This window comes from Streptomyces sp. NPDC087422 (genome assembly GCF_044744145.1).
GTDB lineage: Bacteria > Actinomycetota > Actinomycetes > Streptomycetales > Streptomycetaceae > Actinacidiphila.
The window spans coordinates 195229-217053 of sequence record NZ_JBIUXT010000007.1; the positions used below are offsets into that span (position 1 = coordinate 195229).

Genomic DNA, 21825 nt, shown 5'->3' on the forward strand with positions numbered 1-21825 from the left:
CGCTCCCGCTGAACCGCTTCCGCCGGGCTGACCCGCCGGGCTGACCCGACCAGGCCGGTGTGAGAGCGCTGCCCGGCAGACACGCGCGGGGGCCGGGAGCGGTCGCTCCCGGCCCCCGCGCGCGTGCGGTTCGGCGATCAGCCCAGGGGGAGGCCCTTGAGCGGCAGCATGTCGGTGGTGGGCAGCGCGCCGGCCGGCAGTTGGCCGGTGTTGGGAAGCGCGGAGACCGGCAGCGTCTCGGTGTGCGGGGCGATGCCACCGGCGGACTCGGCGGTCTGGCCGACGATCCGGCCCGCGGAGTCGGCGGCGTCGCCCGCGGCCTTCTGCGCGGCCGGGGCGGCGGTCCTGCTCGCGGTGCCCACGATGCGGCCGGTGGCCGGGAGCGTGGTCTTCATCGCCTGGGTACCGGCCTGCCCGGCCACCCCGGTGGCCTGCTGGGAAGCGCTGTCCAGCGTGTTGCCGACATTGGCGCCGTCCAGATTGCTCAGCCCGCCCAGGTCCGTCGGCGGCAGCGCGGCGGCCTGCGCGGCGCCCGCTCCGATCAGCGGCGCGGCGGCGGCGCCGATCAGCAGGGCGGCCTGGGCGAAGCGGCGGGTCAGGGGGAGGGACATGGTGCTCCTTTTACGGAGTTGGCTCCGTGAGGGGACGTATTGCGTCCGCCGGGCGGACGTCGTGACTACCGCTCAAGGAGCCCGAAGGTTGCGGTCGTTCGAGGTAAAGAGTTGGCAATGTGTCGCATTATAGGAATCCGACAGATCGGATATAGCGGACAGCTCATATGACTTTGATGAAACGTCACATCCCTGCTGCGGCAAGGGAATTGCCATCCGGTCGAGCGGTTTTCCCGCAGCCCGCGTTTGACCGCGGGAGCGGGCACTTCCGAGTGAATGCGCGCACTATTGCGCGACGGTGATCCGTACGTATCCGTCCGGCTTGACGGCCGCGGAACCCTGCGCGCCGCCCGCTTTCTGCTTCTGCCAGCCCTTGCCGGACTGCGCCGCGGCCCACTTCCGGCCGCCGAAGGTCACCTGCTCGACCTTCAGGTCCTGCGCGTGCGCCACCGCCCACTGCGCCAGCTCCCAGCCGCGCCGGGTGCCGTCGCCCTCCGCCGCGCCGCCCGCGGGCCTGGCGGGCACCGCGACCGTACGCGGCTCGTCGGCCGCCACCGGCTTCACCTGGCTGCCGAACTCCCGCGTCAGCCTGGCCGTGACCTGCGACGTACTGCCCAGCTTGCCGCCCGCGCTGAAGGGCGTGTCCGAGCCCGTCGTACAGCTCAGCGCGCCCGCCTTGCGGCCGTACAGCGCCGCCGACAGCAGCGTCGCGTCCGCCTCGTGCTTCGCGTACGCCTGGGGGAAGCCGCTCTTCTGCACGCGCTGCGCCGCCACGGTCAGCGGCAGCCGCGAATAGCCCTCGATCTTCACCAGGCCGTCGAAGAAGGCGTTCGTCGAGTACACCGGGTCCTGGACCTGCTGCGCGGTGCCCCAGCCCTGCGAGGGGCGCTGCTGGAACAGTCCGAGCGAATCCCGGTCGCCGTGATCGAGATTGTCCAGCCGTGACTCCTGCAACGCCGTGGCCAGGGCTATGGTGAGCGCCCTTTCCGGCAGCCCGCGCGAGGTGGCCACGGCGGCGATCGTCGTCGCGTTCGCCGCCTGCGACGGGCTCATGTCCAGCGTGTCGCCGTCCGCCGTCACTGTGCAGTCCGCGCTTTCCGGCGCTTTGTTCTCCTCCGCGGCGCGGTAGAGGCCATAGGTGGCGAGCCCCAGCAACACCACGGCCGCTGTGGCGATCTTGCGGCCCCGGCGCTTGCGCTTGGGGGGCTTCTGAGGGGGGGAGCTGGGCACGCGCCGAGCGTACCGAAGGCGGCGGGTCCCGAATGACCTACGACGGCGCCGTCTTCGGCTTTCTCCTCCGTGCGCGTGAACGGGGCAGGCGGCCGGGGCCTTCGGGGCATCCGGGCCCGAGGCCCTACGCTCGGCGTATGCGCAGCGAACTCGACCTCAGCCAGGATGCCGCTCGGCTCACCGCCCAACTCGTGGACGTGCCGTCCGTGAGCCAGCAGGAGAAGGCGCTGGCGGATCTGGTGGAGGAGGCGCTGCGGGGGCTGCCGCACCTGACGGTGGACCGGGACGGCGACGCGGTGGTGGCGCGGACCCGGCTCGGGCGCGCCGAGCGGGTGGTGCTCGCGGGCCACATCGACACCGTGCCGATCGCGGACAACCTGCCGTCGCGGCTGGACGAGAACGGCCTGCTGTGGGGCTGCGGCACCTCGGACATGAAGGCGGGCGTGGCGGTGCAGCTGCGGCTGGCGGCGACCCTGACCGCGCCGAACCGCGACCTGACCTACGTCTTCTACGACGCCGAGGAGATCGCGGCCGAGTTCAACGGACTCAAGCGGCTGGTCGAGCGGCACCCCGAGTGGCTGGCCGGGGACTTCGCGGTGCTGATGGAGCCGACCGACGGCAAGGTCGAGGGCGGCTGCCAGGGCACCCTGCGGATCCGGGTCGAGACCACCGGCCGCCGGGCGCACTCGGCGCGGAGCTGGCTCGGGGACAACGCCATCCACAAGGCCGCGCCGATCCTGGACCGGCTCGCCGCGTACGAGCCCCGCCGGGTCGTGATCGACGGCCTGGAGTACCGCGAGGGGCTGAACGCGGTGCGGGTCGAGGGCGGCCACGCGGGCAATGTGATCCCCGACTCCTGCGCGGTGACCGTCAACTTCCGCTTCGCGCCCGACCGGAGCGAGGCCGAGGCGCTCGCGCACGCCGAGGAGGTCTTCGACGGCTTCACCGTGGTGCTCACCGACAGCGCGCCGGGCGCGCTGCCCGGCCTCGCGCACCCGGCCGCCGCCGCCTTCGTCCGCGCCATCGGCACCGAACCCGCCCCCAAGGACGCCTGGACCGACGTGGCCCGCTTCTCCGCGCTCGGCGTGCCCGCGGTGAACTACGGCCCCGGCGACCCCAAGCTCGCCCACGCCCGCGAGGAGCACGTGGCGGTCGCCGCCGTGCTGGAGGCCGAGGAGCGGCTGCGCGGCTGGCTCACCGACTGACCGGGCCCGATCCCGCGGCCCCGGTGACCGCCCCGCCTCACTCGTCCGATTGATCCGGCGAAAGGCGGAGCAACCGAACAGGGGTGCCCATCGGTCTTCCCTCGCGGCATGGTGTGATCGGAGCCGTAGGGATCGGTTGGGGGAAGAGGCGTGTCGTGGGACTGACCAGCAGAGGATTCGCCGTACTGCTCCTCGTCGTCGCGGTGGCCGCGGTGGCGGGCGCGGTGCTGCTCTGGCCGCGGGTACGGGGCCCGCGGCCGGTACGGGTCGTCGCCCGCGTCGGGATGATCGTGCTCTGTCAGGTCACCGCGATCTTCGTGGTGATGGTCACGGTCAACAACGACTACGGCTTCTACGCGTCCTGGGACGACCTGCTCGGCAACGCCAACAGCGGCGGCAAGTCCGTCGCGGGCCCCACCGCCACGCCCACCCCCACCAAGCCCGACTACCGGGTCAAATTCGCCTCGTACTCCCAAGGCTTCGAGAAGGCCACCGTGCGCGGCTGGAAGTCCGGGACGAAGGGCGACGTCATCGTCTGGACGCCGCCGCAGTACAAGAAGAAGGAGTTCGCGCACACCCGCTTCCCCGTCATAGAGGTCCTGCACGGCATCCCCGGCACCCCGCACAGCTTCCTGCGCGGCATGCGGCTCGGCCAGATCATGCAGGGCGAGATCACCGCCGGCCGCGCCGAGCCCGCGATACTCGTGCTGCCCACCATCACCCCGGACCGGGCCAACACCGGCTGCGCCGACGTGCCGGGCAAGAGCAAGGTCGGCACCTGGCTCACCGACGACGTGGCGCAGACGATCGCGCACAATTTCCGTACGCTCCCGGCGCCGCGCGGCTGGGCCGTGATGGGCATATCCACCGGCGGCTACTGCGCGGTGCGGATGGCGCTCGAGCACCCCGACCGGTTCGTGGCCGCCGCCGCGATGGCCCCGGACAATCCGGCCGAGTCCGCCCGCGGTGTCCGCTCGCCGCTGTGGCTGGCCCAGAACACCCGCCCCGACGTGCACATCCTCATCGAGTCCAGCAAGCAGGACCCGGAGAGCCCGCCGAAATTCGGCGACTGGATCACCGCCGCCGTCCGGCCGCCCACCTCGGTGAGCACGCTGCGGATCGACCGCGGCGGGCACAACTGGAAGACCTGGGGCGGAATGTTCCCCGCGGCCTTCACCTGGGTCAGCGCCCGCCTCGAAGCGCCCCGGGCGGTCCCATTGGCGCCGTCCGCCGCACCTTGATGCGTACGCTTCCCGTATGACTGACTCACACACGGGAGCGGCCGGGCAGAGTCCGGACGCGCAGGAGGCGGCTGCCGCGGCCAACGAGGCGGCGGAGACCGTGCTGACCGGCAAGGGCTGGCCGGAACGGCACACGGGCCCTGTCGTACGGCGGCGCGGCCAGGTGCAGGCGGGGACCACCGATCAGCGGTTGCTGGACAGTCGAGGAGAGTCGGACTGGGTGCACGGCGACCCGTGGCGTGTGATGCGGATCCAGTCGGAATTCGTCGAGGGCTTCGGCGCCCTGGCCGAACTCGGTCCCGCCGTCAGCGTCTTCGGCTCCGCCCGCACCCCGGTGGACTCCCGTGAGTACGCGGCGGGCGTACGGATCGGCCGCGCCCTGACCGAGGCCGGTTTCGCCGTCATCACCGGCGGCGGCCCCGGCGCGATGGAGGCCGCCAACAAGGGCGCGCTCGAAGCGGGCGGCATCTCGGTCGGCCTCGGCATCGAGCTGCCCTTCGAGCAGGGCCTCAACTCCTATGTCGACATCGGCGTGAACTTCCGCTACTTCTTTGTCCGAAAGACGATGTTTGTGAAGTACGCGCGGGGATTCGTCGTGCTCCCCGGCGGCTTCGGCACCCTCGACGAACTCTTCGAGGCGCTCACCCTCGTCCAGACCAAGAAGGTCACCCGTTTTCCGATCGTGCTCTTCGGCACCGAGTACTGGGGCGGCCTGGTCTCCTGGATCCGCTCCACGCTCGTCGCGGGCGGCAAGGCGTCCGCGGCCGACCTGGAGCTGTTCCACGTCACGGACGACGTGGACGAGGCCGTGGCGCGGGTGACGAAGGAGAGCGCCTAGGGCCTCGCAGGGCCCCTGGCCCCCGCCTCGCAGGGCCCCTGGCCCCCGCCCAGCGGGCCCCTAGGCCAGGCCCCTGCGGGCCACGGCGGGCGGGCGGTGACCCGCGATCGAGGCCACCATCTCCAGCACCTGACGGGTCTCGGCGACCTCGTGGACGCGGTACACCCGCGCCCCGAGCCACGCCGACACCGCCGTGGTGGCCAGCGTGCCGATCAGCCGCTCCTTGACCGGCCGGTCGAGCGTCTCCCCGACGAAGTCCTTGTTCGACAGGGAGACCAGCACCGGCCACCCCGTCGCCGTCATCTCCGGCAGCCGCCGGGTCGCCTCCAGCGAGTGCCGGGTGTTCTTGCCGAAGTCGTGACCCGGGTCGATCAGAATCCCGTCACGCGGCACGCCCAGCGCCGCCGCCCGCTCGGCCAGCCCCACCGTCACCCGCAGGATGTCGGCCATCACGTCCTCGTACCCCACCCGGTGCGGCCGGGTCCGCGGCTGCGCGCCGCCCGCGTGCGTGCACACCAGCCCCACGCCGTACCGCGCCGCGACCTCCGCCAGCCGCGGGTCCACCCCGCCCCACGCGTCGTTCAGCAGGTCGGCGCCCGCCTCGCACACCGCCTCGCCGACCTCGTGCCGCCAGGTGTCCACGCTGATCACCACATCCGGGTGGCGGCGGCGCACCTCCGCCACGAAGGCGACCGTGCGGCGGATCTCCTCCGCCGCCGAGACCTCCTCGCCGGGGCCCGCCTTCACCCCGCCGATGTCGATGATCGCCGCGCCCTCCGCGACGGCGCCCGCGACCCGCTCCAGCGCGGGTTCGTCGGTGAAGGTGGCGCCCTGGTCGTAGAACGAGTCCGGCGTACGGTTCACGATCGCCATGATCACCGGCTCCCGCTCGCCGAATTCGCGGGTCCCCAACCGAAGTGCCACTGCCGCTCCTCATCTCAGACTCATGCGATCGTGGCACGATCGTGCCTGACACGTAGGCCGGACCCCGGGAGATCGAGTTGTTCTGGTTCATGCTCATCGCGCTGGTCGCGGTGGTCGCCGCCGTCGCGATGGCCGTACTCGGTGACGGCGGCACCCTGCGGGACTCCGAACCCGACCGGATCGACGACCGGCTGCCCGCCGACCGCCCGCTCATCAGGTCCGACATCGACGCCGTCCGGCTGCCGATCGCCGTACGCGGCTACCGCATGCTCGACGTCGACGAGGTGCTGGACCGGCTCGGGGCGGAACTCGCCGAGCGGGACGCCAGGATCGCCGACCTGGAGGCCGTGCTGGCCGGGGCGCGGGCCGACGCGGTCGGCGCCCCCGTGACGCCGTCCCTGGACAAGGACGAGACGCCGCGGGACGACACCGGTGAGTGACGCGATCGTCGGGCCCGACGGACTCGCGCGCTGCCCCTGGGGGCTGTCCGCGCCGGATTACGTGGCCTACCACGACACCGAGTGGGGGCGGCCCGTGCACGGGGACGACGCCCTGTTCGAGCGGACCTGCCTGGAGGCGTTCCAGTCCGGGCTGTCCTGGATCACGATCCTCCGTCGCCGCGAGGGGTTCAGGGCCGCCTTCGACGGCTTCAAGATCGACGCGGTCGCGGGCTTCACGGCGCAGGACGAGGCGCGGCTGCTGCTCGATTCCGGGATCATCCGCAACCGGGCGAAGATCGCCGCCTCCGTCGCCAACGCGCGGGCCGCGCAGGCCCTGCGCGACAGCTACGACGGCGGGCTCGACGCCCTCATCTGGTCCTTCGCGCCCGACCCCGCGACCCGCCCGGCGCCGCGCCGCCTCGCCGACGTGCCCGCCACCACCCCCGAGTCGGTGGCTCTCGCCAAGGCGCTCAAATCCCACGGCTTCCGCTTCGTCGGCCCCACCACCGCCTACGCCCTGATGCAGGCCTGCGGCCTGGTCAACGACCACCTCGCCGACTGCTCCGCCCGCTAGGGCCGGTCCGGACGGGCCGGGGGCCGCGCCGCACCCGTGCCCCCTTCAGCCCGTCCGGCGATCGAGGACCGGCCGGAGCGGCGACGGGCGTCCCGCGTCAGCGGCCCACGTAGCGTGGAGGCTGCTTGGCCACGAAGGCGTTGACTGCGATGCGGTGGTCCTCGGCGGCTCCGGCCAGGGTCTGGAGCTCGTCCTCCTTGGCGAGGGTGGAGAGCAGGGAGTGGGCGGCCCCGTGGGCGAGGGACGCCTTGATGGCGGCGTAGGCGACGGTCGGCCCCTCGGCCAGCCGCCGGGCCACGGCGACGGCCTCGGCGGGAAGATCCGCGGCGGGCACGACCCGGTTGGCGATCCCGAGGTCGTACGCCTCCGCGGCCCCCACCGAGCGCGGGAAGAGCAGGAGATCCGAGGCCCGGCTGTGCCCGACCAGCCGCGGCAGCGTCCACGACACACCCGAGTCCGCGCTGAGCGCCACCCCGGCGAAGGACGTGTTGAAGGCGGCGGTGTCCGCCACGATCCGGTAGTCCGCGGCGAAGGCGAACCCGGCCCCGGCGCCCGCGGCGACCCCGTTCACCCCCGCCACCACCGGCTTGGGCATCGTCGCGATCGCGGTGACGATCGGGTTGTAGTGCTCGGCCACCGTCGTGAGCCCGCCGCCCGCCGCCAGCGTCGCCAGATGCTCCTTGAGGTCCTGTCCGACGCAGAAGGCCCGCCCGGTCGCGGTGAGCAGCACCGCCCGCACCGCGGTGTCGTCGGCCGCTTCCCGCAAGGCGTCCCGCAGGGTGTTCTTCGTGTCCGTGTCGAGCGCGTTCATCGCCTCGGGACGGTTGAAGGTGACGGTCGCGAGCCCGTCGCTCACCTCGTACAGAACGCTGTCGGCCATGGCTGAACCCCTTCGTCGCGGCATCGGTCCTGGCCAGAATGCCGGACTTCACGGCACCCCGACATGTGACGTACGTCAAACGTCCGACCGAACCGATACCCTTCGGGAACCCGGTCGATCACTGTCCACTCGCCGAATTGGCCGGTTTTGGGGAGGGCCCATGCTGAACGTAGTGCGACCGATGTTGGTCATCGGGTCGATAGATGCGGGATAATGGCCGAGAACCAATGTGTTCGAGTCCGAGCTGGTTTCAGGAAGGGGAACGAGCATGGCGGCCATGAAGCCGCGGACGGGTGACGGCCCGCTCGAGGTGACCAAGGAGGGGCGGAGCATCATCATGCGCGTTCCGCTTGAGGGCGGCGGGCGGCTTGTTGTCGAGCTGACCCCGGACGAGGCGGATGCCCTCGGCGACGCGTTGAAGAAGGCCATCGCCTGAGACCAGCGGTCCCATAAATCGTCGCGGCCCCGTACACGGAATGTCGTGTACGGGGCCGCCGTCGTTTTCCTACGCGCGCCGCCGCGTCACTTCCGGCGCACCGCGCACAGCAGACCGTCGTCGGTCGGCAGCAGGACGGGGGAGAGCCGGGGGCTGTCCCGGACCGCGCGCATCAGCTCGCGCAGCCGCACCGACTCGGCGTCCTGGTGGGCGGCGTCCAGCGCGCGCCCGCGGGCGAAGGCGCCCTCGAAGCAGACCAGGCCGCCGATCCGCAGCAGCCGCAGCGCCTCGTCGAGGTAGTCCAGGTACTCCAGCCGGTCGGCGTCGCAGAAGACCAGGTCGTAGCCGCCGTCGGTGAGCCGGGGGAGCACGTCCAGGGCCAGGCCGGGGATGACGCGGGAGCGGTTGGCGGCGAAACCGGCCTCGCGGTACGCCTCGCGCGCGAGCTGAAGGCGGTCCGGCTCGGTGTCGACGGTGGTCAGGATGCCGTCGGGGCGCATGCCGCGCAGCAGGTGGATGCCGGAGACCCCGGTGCCGGTGCCGATCTCGACGACGGACTTCGCGTCCCCCGTGGCGGCCAGCAGCCGCAGGGCCGCACCGGTGCCGGGCGAGACGGGCCGCAGACCGGCCGCGTGGGACCGGGCGCGGGCGCGTATGAGGGCGTCGTCCTCGGCGACGAACGCGTCGGCGAACGCCCAGCTCGCCTGCCGGTTGCCGGTAATGTCCCTCTCCCTGTCCCCGGGTCGATCCCTGTCGTAGGTGCAGCCCGCCCGGCGACTGTATCCGCTGGGGGCGGGAACCCGCTGATGGGACTGTGCGTTATCCGTAAGGACGGCTACCGGCGGGAGAAGGCCCCGGCTCTCCCCGCCGAGTGGAAGTCCTGGGAAGTCAATGGCAACAGCGCACTTATCCGGAGCTAACGGGCGAGGTGGATATGGTAGGGGCTCTACTGGACACCACCAGAGCCGACAGGGGAGGTGCGGCTGCGGCCGGTGACAAGGGAGGAACGCTCAGGCGTATTCTCCGGTCCGCCGGACAGCCGAAATCCGTGACCAACACTGCTGATGACCGTTCACGCGAAAACACTCCCGCGACCGCGACGTTCGCCACCGACGGGGACGCTCAGGCGTGGACGCCTCCCTCTTGGGAGGAGATCGTCAGTACCCACAGTGCCCGGGTGTACCGGCTGGCGTACCGCCTGACCGGCAACCAGCACGATGCGGAGGACCTCACCCAAGAGGTCTTCGTGCGGGTCTTCCGTTCCCTGTCCACCTACACGCCCGGCACGTTCGAGGGCTGGCTGCACCGCATCACGACCAATCTCTTCCTGGACATGGTGCGCCGCCGCCAGCGGATCCGCTTCGACGCCCTCGGGGACGACGCCGCCGAGCGGCTGCCCAGCCGCGAGCCGTCCCCCGCGCAGCACTTCAACGACACGCACTTCGACGCGGACGTCCAGCAGGCGCTGGACACCCTCGCCCCGGAGTTCCGCGCCGCCGTGGTGCTCTGCGACATCGAGGGACTGTCGTACGAGGAGATCGCCGCGACGCTGGGTGTGAAGCTGGGCACGGTGCGGAGCAGGATTCACCGTGGCCGCTCCCACCTGCGCAAGGCTCTGGAACACCGGGCGCCCGGCGCCCGGCCGGCTCCCGCGCTCGCTGCCGCCACACAGAAACCTGGCCAGGAGGGCGGGAGAACGTGAGCAGTAGCGGTTCAGGCGAACAACGTGCAGCGCCTGCCGAGCAGCACCTTGGCGACCGGCTCGCCGCATTTGTCGACGGCGAGCTCGGCGACGACACCCGGGACCGGGTGCTCGCCCATCTGGTGACCTGTCCGCAGTGCAAAGCCGCTGCCAGCGAGCAGCGGCGTCTCAAGAGCGTCGTGGCGGCCTCCGAGCAGCCGATGCTCTCCGCCGGGCTGCTGGCCCGGCTCCAGGGCCTTCCCGGCCTACCACCGACCGGCGACGGGACCGAGGACGCCGACCGTACGCGTGACTGGCGCGACCGGGACGACGAGGGCCACGGCCCCGGCGCCGCCGGCGGGCGGGACCAGGAGCGGCGCGGCCCCTTCGACGGCGGCCTGCTCGGCTCCGGCGTGTTCGGCGGCGGCGGTTCACGGCGCCGCGAGGAGTTCTCGTACCTCACACCGGGCCGCGACCTCGTGCCCGGCGGCTCCGGCGGTCGCGGTTTCCGCATCCATGAGCTGACCCGCGCCGCCGCGGCCGACGGGCGCCCCGAGGACCGGGAGCAGCCGGAGGCCCCCGCGCACAGCGGCTCCGGCACCGCGGCCTCCCGCGGCAGGCGGTTCGCCTTCGCCGCCGCGGGCGCCTTCTCGATGGCGGCCATCGCCCTGGGCAGCGCCCTGCCCATGGAAGCCGCGGTCGACGGCGGCGCCCGCCCCGACGACGGCCCCGCGGTCAGCCCGCTGAGCGCCAACTCCGTGCCGGACACCCGCGGGGTCACCCCGCGCGGCGTGCTCGACGCCGGGGACCGGCGCATGCTCCGCGCGCCCGCCGCGGTCACCTCGGTGACACCCGTTTCGGTGACCCGGCCGCTGATGGCGCCCGGCGCCCTGCCGCTCGTGACGCCCGCCGCTTCCCCCGTGTCGCCCGGCCCCCAGGCCCCCGCGATACGGCGCTGACCGGCCACCGGCCGGTCTCCGGCCGGTCACCGGAGCGGGCTCGGGGGCTGACCCTTTACCCCCTGGCGACGTACTGTTAGCCGGAGCCACTCCCGCACCGCCCGCGTGGACAGGTACCGTAAAGTCCGCCGGACCCTGCCTTCCCGGCTGTGGACGTCCCAAGGAGCTGCAAGGTGTTCTTCGACATAGGCCCGCTGGAGCTGGTCGCGATCGTGGTCCTTGCCGTCCTCGTCTTCGGCCCCGACAAGCTGCCGAAGGTCATCCAGGACACCATGAACTTCATCCGGAAGGTCAGGGAGTTCTCGGACAGCGCCAAGGAAGACATCCGGCGGGAGCTGGGTCCGGAGTTCAAGGACTTCGAGTTCGAGGACCTCAATCCGAAGACGTTCATCAAGAAGAATCTGATGAGCGACAGCGACATGGACGAGCTGGGCCTCAAGGACATCCGCAACGGCTTCGACTTCCGCAAGGAGATGGCCGAGGTCACCGACGCGGTCAACGGGGTGGAGCCCGCCTCCGCCGCCAACGGCTCGTCCGGCGCGGCCGGTTCGTCCTCCGGCGTGCCGGGACCGACCTCCGGCGGCGGCTCCTCGGCCACCCCCGACAGGCTCCGCAAGAAGGACGGCCTGGAGCCCGGCGAGGCTCCGCCGTTCGATTCCGACGCGACCTGAGTCAACCAGATCACGCCTTTTCACCCCTCCAGGTGGCTATTGTCCGTGTGTTCGCCGTCACCGTGAGCCGGTTCGGCTCCCGAACCCACCCAGGGTCGGGCAAGATGGCGAGTCGCCCAGATGGGCACGGAGGAGGCGTAACACCGCATGGAGACGAAGACCGGCAGTGCTCGTGGGACGGTCGACGGCTACTTGATGGCCGACTTCCCTTGGTACGGGCTGGACGAGGCGTTCACCGGACGGCGCTGGCTGGGCACGGTCGGCGTGAGCGGGGACGGCACGGTCGAGCACGGCTCAATAGGGCATGGTGACGAGCCTTCGCTGAAGGCGGCTCCGGCGGACGCGGAAGGGCTGCGGTTCGCCGCGGTCGTCACCCTCGCCAACCGCCCCGGACGGCGCAGCTCCGACGGCACCGGCGTACTGGAGGCGACCTCGGTCTCCTCCGCGGCCTGGCTCGCCGGGTCCGGGCTGCTGTCCTGCACCTGGCCCACCACCATGGACCGGGCCCTGCGCCAGGACTGGCTCGACCAGCAGACCGCCACCGCGTGGGAACTCGCCGACGACCTGGCGGGCAGCGGCTGGTCGACGCTGACCCTTCCGGTCGACGGCGACCCGACGCCGTTCCACTACCGCGAGTCCGAGTACGGCTGGGTCATGGCGGGCTCGGCCCGCGGTGTCCACCTCGGCGCGTACGGCCGCGGCATGAGCGCGTACGGCCTCGGACTGGCCGTGGTCAAGGACGTGACCCTGTACGAGGTCTGAGGCGCCCTCAGGGCGCTTCCAGGCACCTTTGCGGCGCTCCGCGGACGGGGGGGGGGGGGGGGGGGGGGGGCGCGCGCCGGCCCCCCCCCCCCCCCCCCCCCCCGCGGCGGGCCGCCCCCCCCCCCCCCCCCCCCCCCCCCCCCCCCCCCCCCCCCCCCCCCCCCCCCCCACCCCCCCCCCCCCCCCCCCCCCCCCCCCCCGGGGGGGGGGGGGGGGCGGGGGGGGGCGCGGCCCCCCCCCCCCGCGCCGGTACGGATCACGCCCGATCCCCGCCCGCTCGGCAGCCCCGATCCCACGACGGCGGCCATCGGCCCGCACGGACACCCGCACCCCCGTGCGGAAACCGCCCGCCTGGGACAATGACCCCGTGAGCCACACCCCGGAGGACCCGCCAACCGCCCCAGAAGAGGCCCCCGCCCCGGACGAGGCCCCCGCCCCCGAAGCGGTCCCCGTGATCCGCCCCGTGGACTTCGGGGAAGCCCGGCTGATGCCGGACGTGGACCGGCCACGGGGCTGGCTGTTGACGGTGGACGGGGCACCGCAGTCGTATGTGGACCTGGACGATCCGGAGTGCCTGGAGTTCGAGTACGTGCGGCGGATCGCGTACGCGCTGGAGGCCGGGAGCGCGCCGGGGGAGCCGGTGGCGGCCGTGCATCTCGGGGGCGGCGGGATGACGGTGCCGCGGTGGCTGGCGTGGGCGCGGCCGGGTTCGCGGCAGGACGTCGTCGAGGCCGACCGGCGGCTGGCCGCGCTGGTCGCCGAGCATCTGCCGCTGGCCGACCCCGCGTCGGTGACGGTGCACACGGCGGACGCGCGCGCGTGGCTGGCCACGGCGGCCGAGGCGAGCGCGGACGCGGTCGTGGCGGACGTCTTCGGCGGCGCGCGCGTGCCCGCGCACCTGACGTCGGTGGAGTTCGTACGCGCCGCGCACCGCGTCCTGCGCCCCGGCGGCGTCTACGTCGCGAACGTCGCCGACGCGGCCCCCTTCGCCTTCCTGCGGTCCCAACTGGCCGCGGTCCGCGCCGTGTTCCCCGCCCCCGCCGAGATCTGCCTGCTCGCCGAGCCGGGCGTGCTGCGCGGCCGTCGCTTCGGCAACGCGGTGCTCGTGGCCAGCGCCGCGCCGCTCCCGGTGGACGCGCTCGCCCGGCTGTGCGCCGCCGACGCCTTCCCCGCCCGCGTGGTGCACGGCGCCGCTCTCGACCGTTTCACCGGCCGCGCCCGCCCGGTCTACGACACGTCGGCCGCGCCCTCGCCGACCCCGCCGGACGGCGCCTTCACCGTCGGCTGAGCGGGAACGGCGTCCGGGTGCGCCACGGTGCTGCCCGCCACCACCCCGTGCCCGCCGCCCGTACGCCGTTCCAGCCGTCGTACGTCCGGCAGCGTCAGCACGGCGCCCGTCAGCAGCACGACCACCGCGGAGCAGCCCCACAGCGCCTGCGTACGGCCGAAGAGGCTGGCGGCGGGGCCGGCGAGGGCCAGGGCGATCGGTGTCACGGCCACCGAGCCGAACCAGTCGTACGCCGACACGCGTGACATCTTGTCCTCGGCGATCTCCTGGTGCAGCGCGAGCATCCAGCCGACCGCGAAGACCTCGATGGCCACGCCCGTGATGAACATGGCGAGCGCCAGGATCCACAGGGGCGAGGCGAGGGCGAGCGTGGCGCTCGGCAGGGCCAGGGGGAAGACGCCGAGGGCGCCCGCGAGCAGCATGCGGCGCGGTTTCCAGCGCATCATCAGCAGGCCGCCGCCGACCGTGCCGACACCGAAGGCGGCCATGGCCAGGCCCCAGGGGCCCGCGCCGCCGAGATGGTCGCGGGCGACCAGCGGCCCGTACACCGCCTCGGCCGCGCCGACCACGGCGTTGACCACGGCGAACTGCACGACGATGCCCCACAGCCAGGAACGGGAGACGAACTCCCGCCAGCCCTCGCGCAGATCGCTGACGATGCCGGACGCCCGCGCCGGGCGGTCGCCCGCGGCGACGTGCAGCCGGGAGCGCATGGCGGCAGCGGCGGCGAAGCCCAGCGCGTCGATCGCCAGCACCCAGCCGGGCCCGAACGCGGCGACGAGCGCGCCGCCGACGGCCGCGCCGCCGATGGTCGCGCCGTTCATCGACATCCGGAAGACGGCGAAGGCCTTGCCCGCGTGCGCGGACTCGACCGTGGAGAGCACCATGCCCTCGGAGGCGGGGGAGAAGAAGGCGTGCGCGCCGCCGCCGACCGCGGTCAGCAGCGCCATCTGCCACAGCGCGGCGTGCCCGGCCAGGACGAGCACCGCGAAGGCGGCCTGCGAGAGCGCGTTGACGAGGTTGGCCGTCACCATCACCCGCTGACGCGGGATACGGTCCGCGACCGCGCCGCCGATCAGCAGGAAGACCACCATGGCCAGGGTCCTGGCGGCGGCCACCAGACCGACGCCGGTGGCGCTGCCGCCGGACTCGATGACGGCGTAGGCGGCGGCGATGAGCGCGCCGGAGTTGCCGAGGTTGGTGATGAACGAGGCGGTGACCAGCAGTTGGAAATTCCGTCCGGCCCAGGACGGGAGGCGGCTCCTGGGATCCCGAGAACGCGGACCGGGCGGGCGGGCGTCGGAGGGGCCGCCGCTGCGGGCCGTGTCGTTCGAGGTCACCCGGGGGACTATGCCCGCAGTCCGTTTCCTCTCGCAAACGGATTCCGGCCGGTCCGGGAGCGGCGGGCACCCGCCGCCCGCCGCTCCCCGCTCGCTCCTCGCCGCTCCCCGCTCGCTCGCTCCCCGCCGCTCCTTGCTACTTCTTCAGCGGCCGGATCGTGCTCTTGATCTTGTCGATCACCGAATCCGAGAGCTGGTCGGGCACCCCGCGGTCGGCGTAGAGCACCCACACCACGAGCTTCTTGGCGGCGTCCGTCTGCGTCGGGTCGCTCCAGGCGACGGTGTACGCGGCGCCGTCCGCCGAGCACTTGCTGCTCTTCGGGATGTTGGCGGCGGTGGCCGACGCCTGCCAGCCCGAGATGCCGTGCGCGTTGTGGAACGCCTTGCTGTTCTGCACCTTGGAGAAGGTGCCCTTGCCGTTGTCCTGGTAGGCCCAGTACGCCCACGACACGGCCTGCACCTCGGCGGCGTTGCGCACGCTCTTCGCCCCGTTGGCGCCCTTGGTGCCCACGGCGGCGCGGTCGGCGCTGCTGTTGCCGTTCTTGCACCAGTCCTTCTTGTAGTACGCGGGCGCGCTCATCGCGACGGCCGGGTCGCCGTTCTTGTCCTCGAAGCCGATCGTCATGCCCTCGCTGTCGACCGACCAGTCCGGCGGTACGTCGAAGGCGACGTTGCGCTCGCTGCGGATGACGACCTTCCAGCCCGGAATGACCGGCTTGACGTCGAGCGCCGCCGGGTCGCCGCGCGGCGAGTCGCCCGTGTCGGCGTTGCCGCCCGTGGCGGTGGAGGTGGGCGCGGTGGTGGACGGCGTGCCCGTGGGCGACTGCGGCGCCGACGCGGTCGGACTCCCGTCCTTCGCGTCCGTCTTCTTCTTGTCGTCACCGGTGAGGTAGACCGCGCCGACGACGACCGCGGCGATCACCGCGACAGCGGCGGTGATCGCGATGCCGACCGTCAGCCCCTTGCGGTCGCGCTGCGGCGGCTGGCCACCAGGGCCGCCGGGACCGCCGGGACCGCCGGGCACGGGCGGCCCCCAGTTCTGCGGAGTCGGGTAGCCGCCGGGCGGCTGCTGCCCGTAGCCGGGCTGGCTGTACGGGGACGGGGTGCCGTAACCGGGCTGCCCGTACGGCTGGGTGGGCGCCGCGGACTGGTTCGGCGGCGCGGCCTGGCCAGGTCCCGAGGGCGGCTGGCCGTAGGGCGGGGCCGGCGGATGCTCCGGCGGCTTCTGGAAGTTCGGCGGACCGGACTGGGCGGGCTGGTTCGGTTGCTGCTGGTAGCCCGGCTGAGCGTACGGCGAGGGCGTGTCGTAAGGCGTCGGCCGGCCGTACGGCCCCGGCGGATTCGGCGGGGGGGCGCCCTGCGGGTTCTGCTCTCCCCCGTTGTGCTGTTCTCCTGGCCACATGGCTGGAAACACTAGGGGAGTGGGCCCGACGGTTCCACGCCGGATACCGCTACTGACTGGTAACATCGCGCCATGTCCGAGACCTTGCCTTCCATTGGCGACATGATGGCGGCCACCGTGCCGATGGCCCGCACCCTCAACCTCGAGTACATCGAGACCACGGCGGAGCGCGCCGTCGTGCTGCTGCCCGACCAGCCCGACTTCCACAACCACGTCGGCGGTCCGCACGCGGGCGCGATGTTCACCCTCGCCGAGTCCGCGAGCGGCGCGATCGTGCTCGCCGCCTTCGGCGACCAGCTCGGCCGGGCCGTGCCGCTCGCCGTCCGCGCCGAGATCGCCTACAGCAAGCTGGCGATGGGCCCGGTGACGGCCACCGCCGAACTGGGGCGGCCCGCCGCCGACGTGGTCGCCGAGCTGGACGCGGGGGAGCGCCCCGAGTTCCCCGTCGAGATCTCCATCAGCAGGGAGGACGGCGCCGAGACCGCGCACATGACGGTGGTGTGGACGCTCCGGCCGAACCGGTGAACCGGGCACTTCACGCCGGTCGCGGAGCGCCGCCCCGGACGGCCCGCCGATCGGCTTGTTTGACTCGCTCTTGACCGGACTTTCGCGGCGATCGGTCCGTTAGGCTTCGGCGGTGTGCGCCGCGTGCGCGCAACCCACCGTTGTCCAGGGGAGGAACCCCGCTGTGCACGTCCAGGAGTGGCTCGACGGCATCCCGCCGATCCTCGTCTATCTGATGGTCGGTCTGGTCGTCGGCGTCGAGAGCCTGGGCATCCCGCTGCCCGGCGAGATCGTCCTGATGAGCGCCGCGCTGCTGTCCTCGCAAGGGCACGTCAACCCCTGGCTGGTCGGCACCGCCGCCATCATCGGCGCGGTCGGCGGCGACTCCATCGGCTACTCGATCGGGCACCGCGGCGGCCAACCGCTGCTCGACCGGCTCGGCCGCAGATTCCCCAAACACTTCTCACCCGGCCATGTGGCCACCGCGGAACGCTCGTTCCAGCGCTGGGGCATGTGGGCGGTCTTCTTCGGCCGCTTCGTGGCCCTGCTGCGGATCTTCGCCGGGCCGCTGGCCGGTGTGCTCAAGATGCCGTACTGGAAGTTCCTGATCGCGAACCTGCTCGGCGGCATCGTCTGGGCGGGCGGCACCACCGCGGTCATCTATTACGTGGGCGTGGTCGCCGAACCCTGGCTGAAGAGGTTCGGCTACTTCGGACTCGCCGCGGCCGTGCTCTTCGGCATCGCCTCGTTCCTCTTCGTGAGGCGGCGCGCCGCCAAGGCGCAGGCGGAGTTCGAGCAGCAGGAGGCACCGGCGGCACCCGGTGTCGCGGTGGCGCAGGGCGAGTAGGCCATACGACACTGCGCGGACGGCGGGCCCCGGACCTCCGGGCCCGCCGTCCGCGCGTCGGCCGTCGGTCAGGGACTCGCCGTCCGTGTGTCGGCCGTCGCGTCAGGGACTCGCGGTGCGCGTCCGCCGTCAGCCCAGCGACTCCCGGTGCGCGTCCGCCAGCGCCACGTAATGCTCGGCGTTCAGCCGTACCGTCGCCTTCTCCTCCTCGGTCAGCTCCCTGCGCACCTTCGCGGGCACGCCCGCCACCAGTGATCCCGGCGGCACCCGCATCCCCTGCGGGACCAGCGCCGCCGCCGCGATCAGCGAACCGGTGCCGATGTGCGCGCCGTTGAGCACCGTGGCGCCCATCCCGACCAGGACGTCGTCCTCGATCACACAGCCGTGCAGGACGGCGTTGTGCCCGACCGTGACGCCCTCGCCGACGACGGCGGGGAAGCCGGGGTCGGCGTGCACCGTGCAGTTGTCCTGGATGTTGGAGCCCGCGCCGACCGTGATCGACTCGCAGTCGCCGCGCAGCACCGCGTGGTACCAGACGCTCGCGCCCGCGCCCAGCGTGACGTCCCCGAGCACCACCGAGCCGGGAGCGGTGAACGCGGTCGGGTCGATCTCCGGTGCGCGGCCCAGAATGTCCGCGATCAGCGGTACGGGGACGCCGCCGCCCGCCGTGCGCCCGCCCTCCGCGCCTGCCGCGCCCGCGCTCCGCGTAACCGCCGGGTCCGTCATGCCCACCGCCCTCGTCGTCGGTCCTGTGGTCTCCACCCGGCACCGTATACGGTGGGCCCGTGCCGAAGAACGAGAACGTGTTCTCCTCCGCGACCGCCGCCGCCACGGCCTGGCGTCGCCGCGTCGGATCGCGGATGGTGCACCGCGGGTGGCGCTGGGTGCAGAACGCGGGCGCGGTCACCGCCGCGCGCCCGGGACCGCTGCGCTTCGGCCGGATCGGCGAGGGCACCCGGCTCGCCTTCCCGCAGGGCACCGTCTTCGGCGAGCCGTGGATTTACCTCGGCGACCACTGCGTCATCGGCGAGCAGGTCACCCTCACCGCCGGGATGATGCCGGGCCTCGACCTCGGGCCCGACCCCGTCCTGCGCCTCGGCAACGGCGTCGTCCTCGGCCGCGGCAGCCACGTCGTCGCGTCCGTACCGGTGGTTTTCGGCAACGACGTCTACTGCGGCCCGTACGTCTACGTCACCAGCGACAACCACTCGTACGACGACACGACCCAGCCCGTCGGCAAGCAGTGGCCGCGCACCGCGCCGGTCGAGATCGGCAGCGGGAGCTGGCTCGGCTCGGGGTGCGTGATCCTGCCCGGCGCGCGGCTCGGCCGCAATGTGGTCGTGGCGGCGGGCGCCGTGGTCCGCGGCGAGGTGCCCGACTTCGCGGTGGTCGCCGGAGCGCCGGCCCGGATCGTACGGCGCTGGGACCCGGACACCGGCTGGCAGCCGCCCCTGCGCACCCCGCCGCCGCTGCCGGTCCCCGAGGGCGTCACCCCCGAGCAACTGCTGGCGCTGGCCGATCTGGAGGACCGGCCCTGAGCGCCCGGCCCCGGCGCTCGCCCTGAATCTCCGCGGCCGTGCGGGCATTTGTTACGTTGCCCGTATGCGCGCACCGATCGGCAACTTCGACGAAGCCCACCCCGCCACCGAGCGCCGCGACCTGCTCCCGCCGCCGGTCGCCGCCGCCGTGACACCCGACATGCTCTACGTCGACACGGACCCGGAGAAGGCCGACACCGCCGTCTTCGTCGAGACCTACGGCGACGACCTGCTGACCGCCTCGGCGAACTGCGTGGTCGTCGCGGGCAAGCGCGGCCAGGACGTCACGCTCGCCGCGTGCCTGGTGCTCTCCACCACCCGCGTCGACGTCAACGGCGCGGTCCGCCGCCACCTGGGCTCGCGCAAGGCGTCGTTCGCGCCGATGGACACCGCCGTGGGCGAGACGGGCATGGAGTACGGCGGCATCACCCCCGTCGGTCTGCCCGCCGACTGGCCGCTGCTCGTCGACGCGGCCGTCGTGGAGGCGCCGCACCTGGCCATCGGCAGCGGCGCGCGCCGCGGCAAGCTCATCGTGTCGGGCAAGGCGCTGGCCGCGCTGCCCGGAGCGGTCGTCCTCGAAGGACTCGGCATCTGACGACGCGGGGCCACCGGGCCGCGGAGCCGCAGGTCACGAGCGGTCCTCCAGCCTGCGGTGCAGGGCCCTGCCGCCCGCCACCACGGCTGTACCGACCGCCCCACCGGCCAGCACGGCGAAGATCTTCCACGCCCCGGACAGCACACCCATCAGCGCCACGAGCACGACCAGACCGAGGACGAAAGCCAGCACCGGCAGCGCGTAGTACCAGAGCTGCGCATACGTCCGCTCGTCGAGTCCGAACGGCGGCGGCGGAGCTTTGCGTCCCATACCCCCACCGTAAACCCACAGGTCAGGGCAGGCGCGGGATCTCGATCGCCGGGCAGCGGTCCATCACCATCTCCAGGCCGGCCGCCCGGGTGCGCTCGTACGCCGCCTCGTCGATCACGTCGAGCTGGAACCACACCGCCTTCGCGCCCACGGCCACCGCGTCGTCCGCGACCCCACCCGCGAGCGAGGAGTTCACGAACACGTCGACCACGTCGACCGGGAACGGGATGTCGGCCAGCGAGGCGTACCCCTGCTCGCCGTGCACGGTCTCGGCCTTCGGGTGCACCGGCACGACCCGCTTGCCGAACCGCTGGAGCACGCCCGCGACTCCGTAGGCGGCCCGTGAGGTGTTGTTCGACAGCCCCACCACCGCCCAGGTGTCCCCGGTACCGGTCAGGATCTTCCGCACCGTCTCCGCGTCGCCGTACACGCCGTCCTCCAGCCGCTCGCCGTCACATCGTCCACGTACTGCCGTCGTGCCTGGTCAAACACGCCTCCCGCGCCCGCCATTCCCGGTCGCGGCCCGTAGGCTGACCGGATGGTGGACCGGTATCTGACGGTGGCGCGGGCGGGGGTCTGCGAGAGCGAGATCAAGCGCTCGCGGTTCCTGTGCGCGCTCGCGCCCGTGGCGAGCGAGGAGGCGGCGCAGGACTTCATCGCCCGCGTCCGCAAGGAGCACGCCGGGGCCAGCCACAACTGCTTCGCGTACGTCATCGGCCCCGAGGGGCGGCTGCACCGGGCCAGCGACGACGGGGAGCCGGGCGGGACGGCGGGCACACCGATGCTCCAGGCGCTGCTGGGCCGCGAGGTCCGGGACACGGCGGCCGTCGTGACGCGGTACTACGGCGGTGTCCAGCTCGGGGCGGGCGGACTGGCCCGCGCGTACGGGGGCGCCGTCACCGCCGCGCTGGACGAGATCGGCACGGTCGAGCGGCGGCGGCTCGTCCTGGTCACGGTCACCGTGGACCACCAGCGGGCCGGGCGGCTGGAGAACGAGCTGCGCGCCGCCGGACACGCCATCCGCGGTGTCGCGTACGCCGCCGCCGTGACCATCGACCTGGGCGTACCGCAGGCGGATCTCCCCGGCTTCCGTTCCTGGCTGGCGGACGCCACATCGGGCGCCGCCGAGGTGACGGTGGGCGGAAGCGCGTATGTGACCGTGACGCCCTAGGGCATGTCCGACTTTACGGACACGTCCTAGCGCCCTCGGGCGCGCTCCGCGAGGTCGGTGCGCAGGCGGGTGAGGCGGTCGATCTCGGCGTCCAGGAGGGCGAGCCGGCGGTCGACGACGTCGGCGAAGGAGCCGGGCCGGTCGGCGGAACCGTCGCAGGGGGCGGGCGGGTCGGCCGCCAGGAGGTGGAGGCGGTGGGCGCGGCTGCGCAGATCCTCGACGGTCAGGCCGAGGGCGAGCAGCTCACGGATCACGCGCAGCCGGGCGACCTCGGCGGGACCGTAGTCGCGCTGGCCGGAGCCGGTGCGGGCCGGTGGCGGCAGCAGGCCGCGCTGCTCGTAGAAGCGCAGTGCGCGCGGGGTGGTTCCGGCGGCTGCCGCCGCTTCGCCGATCCGCATCCGTCCCCCTGACCGTCCTC

General features: G+C 73.0%; 27 protein-coding genes. 16 read left to right on the top strand and 11 right to left on the bottom strand.

Annotated elements, in window-relative coordinates; translation table 11 throughout:
* Nucleotides 1-137 precede the first annotated feature (137 nt).
* Nucleotides 138-611: an ATP-binding protein gene (locus ACIO6U_RS23380; RefSeq protein ID WP_401721846.1), complete on the bottom strand. Its 474-nt coding sequence runs from the start codon at nucleotides 609-611 to the stop codon at nucleotides 138-140.
* 285 nt (nucleotides 612-896) lie between these two features.
* Complete coding sequence (locus tag ACIO6U_RS23385) at nucleotides 897-1841, bottom strand: heavy metal transporter (RefSeq protein WP_401721847.1); 945 nt, start codon at nucleotides 1839-1841, stop codon at nucleotides 897-899.
* Nucleotides 1842-1978: 137 nt separating this feature from the next.
* Here ACIO6U_RS23385 and dapE point away from each other — a divergent pair, with 137 nt between their 5' ends.
* From dapE to ACIO6U_RS23400, 3 genes are all read left to right on the top strand, one after another.
* Nucleotides 1979-3046: a succinyl-diaminopimelate desuccinylase gene (gene dapE / locus ACIO6U_RS23390; protein WP_391161651.1), complete on the top strand. Its 1068-nt coding sequence runs from the start codon at nucleotides 1979-1981 to the stop codon at nucleotides 3044-3046.
* 155 nt (nucleotides 3047-3201) lie between these two features.
* Entirely contained in the window at nucleotides 3202-4287 is a 1086-nt protein-coding gene (locus ACIO6U_RS23395; protein WP_355348199.1) for an alpha/beta fold hydrolase, read from the top strand.
* Nucleotides 4288-4303: 16 nt separating this feature from the next.
* A complete protein-coding gene (locus ACIO6U_RS23400; protein ID WP_355348196.1) occupies nucleotides 4304-5125 on the top strand; it encodes a TIGR00730 family Rossman fold protein in 822 nt (273 codons plus the stop codon).
* A 60-nt stretch (nucleotides 5126-5185) separates the two neighbouring features.
* Here the strand turns inward: ACIO6U_RS23400 and folP are convergent, their stop codons facing one another.
* Entirely contained in the window at nucleotides 5186-5998 is an 813-nt protein-coding gene (gene folP / locus ACIO6U_RS23405; RefSeq protein ID WP_355348347.1) for a dihydropteroate synthase, read from the bottom strand.
* A 128-nt stretch (nucleotides 5999-6126) separates the two neighbouring features.
* Between folP and ACIO6U_RS23410 the strand changes: the two genes are divergently transcribed.
* Nucleotides 6127-6489, top strand: a complete 363-nt coding sequence (locus ACIO6U_RS23410; protein WP_391161649.1) for a DivIVA domain-containing protein — start codon at nucleotides 6127-6129, stop codon at nucleotides 6487-6489.
* Nucleotides 6482-7063 (top strand): DNA-3-methyladenine glycosylase I, encoded by a 582-nt coding sequence (locus ACIO6U_RS23415; protein WP_401721851.1) that lies wholly within the window; start codon nucleotides 6482-6484, stop codon nucleotides 7061-7063. Before ACIO6U_RS23410 ends, ACIO6U_RS23415 begins: the two co-directional genes overlap by 8 nt.
* A gap of 97 nt (nucleotides 7064-7160) precedes the next feature.
* Here ACIO6U_RS23415 and ACIO6U_RS23420 read toward each other — a convergent pair whose 3' ends face one another.
* A complete protein-coding gene (locus ACIO6U_RS23420; protein ID WP_355348187.1) occupies nucleotides 7161-7943 on the bottom strand; it encodes an enoyl-CoA hydratase-related protein in 783 nt (260 codons plus the stop codon).
* 268 nt (nucleotides 7944-8211) lie between these two features.
* On the opposite strand from ACIO6U_RS23420, the gene ACIO6U_RS23425 reads away from it, so the two are divergent.
* Nucleotides 8212-8379 (top strand): DUF3117 domain-containing protein, encoded by a 168-nt coding sequence (locus ACIO6U_RS23425; protein ID WP_069464762.1) that lies wholly within the window; start codon nucleotides 8212-8214, stop codon nucleotides 8377-8379.
* Between the two features lie 86 nt (nucleotides 8380-8465).
* Here the strand turns inward: ACIO6U_RS23425 and ACIO6U_RS23430 are convergent, their stop codons facing one another.
* A complete protein-coding gene (locus ACIO6U_RS23430; RefSeq protein ID WP_355348344.1) occupies nucleotides 8466-9101 on the bottom strand; it encodes an O-methyltransferase in 636 nt (211 codons plus the stop codon).
* Between the two features lie 212 nt (nucleotides 9102-9313).
* On the opposite strand from ACIO6U_RS23430, the gene sigE reads away from it, so the two are divergent.
* From sigE to ACIO6U_RS23455, 5 genes are all read left to right on the top strand, one after another.
* Complete coding sequence (gene sigE / locus ACIO6U_RS23435) at nucleotides 9314-10081, top strand: RNA polymerase sigma factor SigE (RefSeq protein ID WP_355348341.1); 768 nt, start codon at nucleotides 9314-9316, stop codon at nucleotides 10079-10081.
* Nucleotides 10078-11019 carry a zf-HC2 domain-containing protein gene (locus tag ACIO6U_RS23440; protein WP_355348183.1) on the top strand — a complete coding sequence of 314 codons (942 nt, stop codon included), beginning with the start codon at nucleotides 10078-10080 and terminating at the stop codon, nucleotides 11017-11019. Before sigE ends, ACIO6U_RS23440 begins: the two co-directional genes overlap by 4 nt.
* 173 nt (nucleotides 11020-11192) lie before the next feature.
* Nucleotides 11193-11690 (top strand): sec-independent translocase, encoded by a 498-nt coding sequence (locus ACIO6U_RS23445; protein WP_355348180.1) that lies wholly within the window; start codon nucleotides 11193-11195, stop codon nucleotides 11688-11690.
* A gap of 147 nt (nucleotides 11691-11837) precedes the next feature.
* Nucleotides 11838-12452, top strand: a complete 615-nt coding sequence (locus ACIO6U_RS23450) for a hypothetical protein (protein ID WP_391127398.1) — start codon at nucleotides 11838-11840, stop codon at nucleotides 12450-12452.
* Between the two features lie 487 nt (nucleotides 12453-12939).
* Nucleotides 12940-13740, top strand: coding sequence for a spermidine synthase (locus ACIO6U_RS23455; protein WP_401722255.1), 801 nt, complete (start codon nucleotides 12940-12942; stop codon nucleotides 13738-13740).
* On the opposite strand, the gene ACIO6U_RS23460 is transcribed toward ACIO6U_RS23455, so the two are convergent.
* The gene (locus ACIO6U_RS23460; protein ID WP_401721856.1) at nucleotides 13680-15080 is read right to left on the bottom strand and encodes an MFS transporter; all 1401 of its coding nucleotides are present in this window, start codon (nucleotides 15078-15080) and stop codon (nucleotides 13680-13682) included. The two genes, ACIO6U_RS23455 and ACIO6U_RS23460, sit on opposite strands and share 61 nt — an antisense overlap.
* 136 nt (nucleotides 15081-15216) lie before the next feature.
* Complete coding sequence (locus ACIO6U_RS23465) at nucleotides 15217-16482, bottom strand: hypothetical protein (protein ID WP_355341310.1); 1266 nt, start codon at nucleotides 16480-16482, stop codon at nucleotides 15217-15219.
* Nucleotides 16483-16554: 72 nt separating this feature from the next.
* On the opposite strand from ACIO6U_RS23465, the gene ACIO6U_RS23470 reads away from it, so the two are divergent.
* Both ACIO6U_RS23470 and ACIO6U_RS23475 read left to right on the top strand, forming a co-directional pair.
* Entirely contained in the window at nucleotides 16555-17007 is a 453-nt protein-coding gene (locus tag ACIO6U_RS23470) for a DUF4442 domain-containing protein (RefSeq protein WP_355341307.1), read from the top strand.
* A gap of 163 nt (nucleotides 17008-17170) precedes the next feature.
* Entirely contained in the window at nucleotides 17171-17833 is a 663-nt protein-coding gene (locus tag ACIO6U_RS23475) for a DedA family protein (protein WP_355341304.1), read from the top strand.
* Nucleotides 17834-17962: 129 nt separating this feature from the next.
* On the opposite strand, the gene ACIO6U_RS23480 is transcribed toward ACIO6U_RS23475, so the two are convergent.
* On the bottom strand, nucleotides 17963-18475 hold the full coding sequence (locus ACIO6U_RS23480; RefSeq protein ID WP_355341366.1) for a gamma carbonic anhydrase family protein: 513 nt from the start codon (nucleotides 18473-18475) through the stop codon (nucleotides 17963-17965).
* A gap of 143 nt (nucleotides 18476-18618) precedes the next feature.
* Between ACIO6U_RS23480 and ACIO6U_RS23485 the strand changes: the two genes are divergently transcribed.
* Together ACIO6U_RS23485 and ACIO6U_RS23490 are read left to right on the top strand one after the other, a co-directional pair.
* Nucleotides 18619-19371 carry an acyltransferase gene (locus ACIO6U_RS23485; RefSeq protein WP_401721859.1) on the top strand — a complete coding sequence of 251 codons (753 nt, stop codon included), beginning with the start codon at nucleotides 18619-18621 and terminating at the stop codon, nucleotides 19369-19371.
* 64 nt (nucleotides 19372-19435) lie between these two features.
* Complete coding sequence (locus ACIO6U_RS23490) at nucleotides 19436-19966, top strand: YbaK/EbsC family protein (protein ID WP_401721862.1); 531 nt, start codon at nucleotides 19436-19438, stop codon at nucleotides 19964-19966.
* A gap of 33 nt (nucleotides 19967-19999) precedes the next feature.
* On the opposite strand, the gene ACIO6U_RS23495 is transcribed toward ACIO6U_RS23490, so the two are convergent.
* Both ACIO6U_RS23495 and ACIO6U_RS23500 read right to left on the bottom strand, forming a co-directional pair.
* Nucleotides 20000-20236 carry a hypothetical protein gene (locus tag ACIO6U_RS23495; RefSeq protein ID WP_401721865.1) on the bottom strand — a complete coding sequence of 79 codons (237 nt, stop codon included), beginning with the start codon at nucleotides 20234-20236 and terminating at the stop codon, nucleotides 20000-20002.
* Nucleotides 20237-20258: 22 nt separating this feature from the next.
* On the bottom strand, nucleotides 20259-20666 hold the full coding sequence (locus ACIO6U_RS23500) for a CoA-binding protein (protein WP_355341292.1): 408 nt from the start codon (nucleotides 20664-20666) through the stop codon (nucleotides 20259-20261).
* A gap of 108 nt (nucleotides 20667-20774) precedes the next feature.
* On the opposite strand from ACIO6U_RS23500, the gene ACIO6U_RS23505 reads away from it, so the two are divergent.
* Nucleotides 20775-21407 carry a YigZ family protein gene (locus ACIO6U_RS23505; RefSeq protein WP_391045207.1) on the top strand — a complete coding sequence of 211 codons (633 nt, stop codon included), beginning with the start codon at nucleotides 20775-20777 and terminating at the stop codon, nucleotides 21405-21407.
* A 26-nt stretch (nucleotides 21408-21433) separates the two neighbouring features.
* Here ACIO6U_RS23505 and ACIO6U_RS23510 read toward each other — a convergent pair whose 3' ends face one another.
* A complete protein-coding gene (locus ACIO6U_RS23510) occupies nucleotides 21434-21805 on the bottom strand; it encodes a MerR family transcriptional regulator (RefSeq protein WP_391117895.1) in 372 nt (123 codons plus the stop codon).
* Between the last annotated feature and the right edge of the window lie 20 nt (nucleotides 21806-21825).